Below are 416 nucleotides of genomic sequence, written 5' to 3' on the forward strand. Positions count from 1 at the left end.
CATGGTTACGCACCGTGTTGGGCGCCAGTTTCAAGCGCGAAGCGATCTCCTTGTCAGCCAGGCCTTCGCAGATCAGCCCCAGCACATCGCGCTCTCGGGCGGTGAGGTCGGTGAAGGCGATATTGGGTTGGCTGGGGCTGTTGACGCTCTTGGCGTTGGCCAGTTTTTCGATGAGGGTCTGGCTGAACCAGGAGGCGTCCTGCATCACTTCTTCGATGGCCGCCACCAGTTCCAGCTCCGAGCGTTTGCGTTCGGTGATGTTCATCATCACCAGCAGATAGCAGGGCACGTCCTGGATGATCACCGTGTCGGCGGAGACCACGCAGTCGATCACCTCGTTGCCTTTCTTGCGCACCTTGAGGTCCTGGCCGTCGAGGTTGCCGGCTTTTTCCAGGTTGGCGAACAACTGCGCGGCC

1 protein-coding gene is annotated in these 416 nt (G+C 60.6%); it reads right to left on the reverse strand.

Going from position 1 to position 416, the window contains the following annotated elements; genetic code table 11:
• Positions 1-416 (reverse strand): helix-turn-helix transcriptional regulator (locus SOP95_RS31810; protein ID WP_323609559.1); only part of this gene is annotated, 416 nt, incomplete at both ends.

Source organism: Pseudomonas sp. YuFO8, from assembly GCF_035065025.1.
Lineage (GTDB): Bacteria > Pseudomonadota > Gammaproteobacteria > Pseudomonadales > Pseudomonadaceae > Aquipseudomonas > Aquipseudomonas putida_AE.